The organism is Caminibacter sp. (assembly GCF_053999135.1).
The window spans coordinates 1-2,747 of record NZ_JBMXVQ010000007.1; the positions used below are offsets into that span (position 1 = coordinate 1).

5 protein-coding genes are annotated in these 2,747 nt (G+C 31.1%); 2 read left to right on the forward strand and 3 right to left on the reverse strand.

Annotated features, from left to right (window positions below; all coding sequences use genetic code 11):
* On the reverse strand, nucleotides 1-352 hold a 352-nt coding region (locus tag ACXJH6_RS00210; protein WP_456469747.1), incomplete at its 3' end, for a DUF6858 family protein.
* Between the two features lie 121 nt (nucleotides 353-473).
* Here ACXJH6_RS00210 and ACXJH6_RS00215 point away from each other — a divergent pair.
* Both ACXJH6_RS00215 and ACXJH6_RS00220 read left to right on the forward strand, forming a co-directional pair.
* Complete coding sequence (locus tag ACXJH6_RS00215; protein WP_456469748.1) at nucleotides 474-782, forward strand: hypothetical protein; 309 nt, start codon at nucleotides 474-476, stop codon at nucleotides 780-782.
* A gap of 26 nt (nucleotides 783-808) precedes the next feature.
* A complete protein-coding gene (locus ACXJH6_RS00220) occupies nucleotides 809-1,048 on the forward strand; it encodes an HP1242/YdcH family protein (protein WP_456469749.1) in 240 nt (79 codons plus the stop codon).
* A 4-nt stretch (nucleotides 1,049-1,052) separates the two neighbouring features.
* Here ACXJH6_RS00220 and ACXJH6_RS00225 read toward each other — a convergent pair whose 3' ends face one another.
* Together ACXJH6_RS00225 and nadC are read right to left on the reverse strand one after the other, a co-directional pair.
* Nucleotides 1,053-1,871 carry a PhoH family protein gene (locus ACXJH6_RS00225; RefSeq protein ID WP_456469750.1) on the reverse strand — a complete coding sequence of 273 codons (819 nt, stop codon included), beginning with the start codon at nucleotides 1,869-1,871 and terminating at the stop codon, nucleotides 1,053-1,055.
* A 28-nt stretch (nucleotides 1,872-1,899) separates the two neighbouring features.
* Nucleotides 1,900-2,745, reverse strand: a complete 846-nt coding sequence (gene nadC / locus ACXJH6_RS00230; RefSeq protein WP_456469751.1) for a carboxylating nicotinate-nucleotide diphosphorylase — start codon at nucleotides 2,743-2,745, stop codon at nucleotides 1,900-1,902.
* Between the last annotated feature and the right edge of the window lie 2 nt (nucleotides 2,746-2,747).

Consider the following 2,747-nt stretch of genomic DNA (forward strand, 5'->3'; position numbering starts at 1 on the left):
CGTTTGCTATTAATGCCGGAGCTTCAAGAAAAGCTATTTCAAATTTATCGTTATATTCAGTTACACTTATGCTTCTAGGTCTAGCTGCTGGAATTTTTCCGTTTGGAAGTTTGTTTCCAAAACAAAATAATATTAATTTACAATCTTTAATATCAGGTGCTATTTCTCCGTTTTCTAAAGAAGAAGTATGTGCATAATGGTCAAATTCTCCAATGTAAGAACATACCGGATGCAAAGTTATTTTTTCTTTAAAAAACTCTATTATTTCTTTTGCATTTTTATAATGTGTCTCGTTTTTTTCTATATCTAGAACAAATACTGGATATTTTTCTTGTAAAATCATTTGTTTCATTATACTCTCCTTGTTATTTTTTTAGGAAAAGAAGTGTATCAAAAATAACTTTTAATTATTTAAATTATAAGTAAAATTTATAATGCTTATTTGTGATATAATTCTTTTAAAAAGGGAAAAAATGGCATATGAACTGATTATAGACAATAAAAATAAAAATATTGAAGTTCACTGGGATATGTGTGATGATTTAATGGAGAAAAAAGATGATTTTCTTTTAAATAATATGGTTGAATATGTAAATCTTATAGATTTTGAAGAAGTAGAAGCGTTTTTAAATAAAGAAGAATATAAAGAATTTGAAAAAAACTTTTGTAAAAGTTGTAAACCTGAAGAAAACAGAGAAAAATATAATGAAGAGTATGACGATTTTTACGAAGAATTCCCGGAAGATGAAGATATAGATAACAGCAGATGCGATATATTTTGATATAATTAAGAAAAAAAGGAGAAGATATGTTTAAAGAATGTTGCCCTGAATTAATCCCTGTAATGGAGGAACTTGCAAAAGAAAATCCTCATATAGATAAATTAATTCAAAGACATGCCGAGCTTAATAGAATTATCGATGAAGTGGAAGCCGGAAGAGAACATATGGATGATTTAGAACTTGAAAAATTAAAAAAAGAAAAGCTCCATATTAAAGACGAAGTATATAAAGCAGTAATCGAATATAAAAAACAAAAAGAGGGATAATCCCTCACTCTAATAATTTAATTGCAATTTCCGTTAATTTATTTCTGTAAATGTTTTTTAAATCCACCCAGGCAAGTGCTTCGTGAGGCAGTACCTGCTGAAGTCTAAATAGACCGCTATCTTGTTTTTGTATTGTAGAGTAAGTTTGATGGATATCTCCTAGTAAAAACAGTTTACTGCCTTCGCTCATACGCGATAGTATCATACTCATATATTCTCTGGTAACCAGTTGGACTTCATCTACTATTAAAATTTCATCTTCTAAAATAGAAACTCCCTGAATCATATTAAGAGGAATTATTTCAAATTTTTCAAAAAATAATCTGCTTTTTATGGAATCGTAGTTTTCGCCTTTTTGTCCACGGTAAAGATAATTTAAAGCACTCAAAAAACCTCCCGCCCACTCAAGCATTTTTTCATCTTTGCTTCCCGGTAAAAATCCTATGTCGTAATCGCTGCTGATACCTATAGGTGGGCGGGTAATGAATATTTTTTTATTTGTAAGGGCTAAAGCCGTAGCCGTTGCCAAAAGTGTTTTTCCGCTTCCAAAACGCCCTGTTAAAAGAGTAGCAGGGGAATTTACCATAGCATATATAGCACACTTTTGGTAAATATCAAGAGGTTCAAATATTTTTGCATTTTTTATTCTAAGTTTGCTGGTTTCGGGAATATTATCTATTCTTTCAATTCCTTTATAAGGGTTATAACAATATGCCAAATCCCTGACTTCATCTTTTGTTACTACAAAATCCCAAGGGGCTAAATCATGATTAAATTTATCTTTTATATATTTTTTAAAATCTTCAACTGGTTTTATACCCAAAAAGTGGCCAAATTCGAACTCTTTATCTTCAATTATTATGGCTGCCTCCTTTCATTTTCATAGAGAAATCTTTAAAAGTAGCCTGATGGATAATAGCCCCGCTGCTTATAGCATCAATCCCTGTTTTAATATATTCTTCAATATTATCAAGAGTTACATTACCACTGGCTTCTAAAAATATGTGAGGGTAGTTTTTATTTCTGATATCAACAACTTTTTTAATATCCTCATAATTCATATTGTCGCACATTACTATATCAGCCCCGGCTTCCATAGCTTCTATCGCCATATTAACACTTTCGCATTCCACTTCGATTTTTATAGTAAAAGGTATTGACTCTTTGGCAATATGAATCGCTTCTGTAATGGATTTGAAGTTTGCCAGATGTGTGTCTTTTAGCATAAGACAATCATCAAGTCCTAAGCGGTGATTGGTAACTCCTCCACATTTTGCGGCATATTTTTCAAATACTCTAAGGCCTGGTCTTGTTTTTCTGGTATCAAGAATTTTTATTTTATTTTTTATTTTTTTGACGAATTCATACGCGTTTGAAGCGATACCGCTTGCGTGTTGGAGGATATTTAACATGGTACGTTCAATTGAGAGTAAGTCTCTTACATCTCCGTATATTTCAAAAATTACATCACCTTTTTTGTATTCGCTTGAGTCTTCAAAATGAAAATCAAATTTTACATCCGCTATTTCACTGAAATGTTTTATATATTCAAGTCCGGCTATTATCCCTTCACTTTTAGAGATAATTTTGGCAGTTGTTGAGCCTTTTAAGAGCTCACGGGCTAAATCTCCTCTTCCGATATCCTCGTTAAGTGCTGTTTTTAAAAATTCAATTATTTGATGTTTCATTAAATTCATGA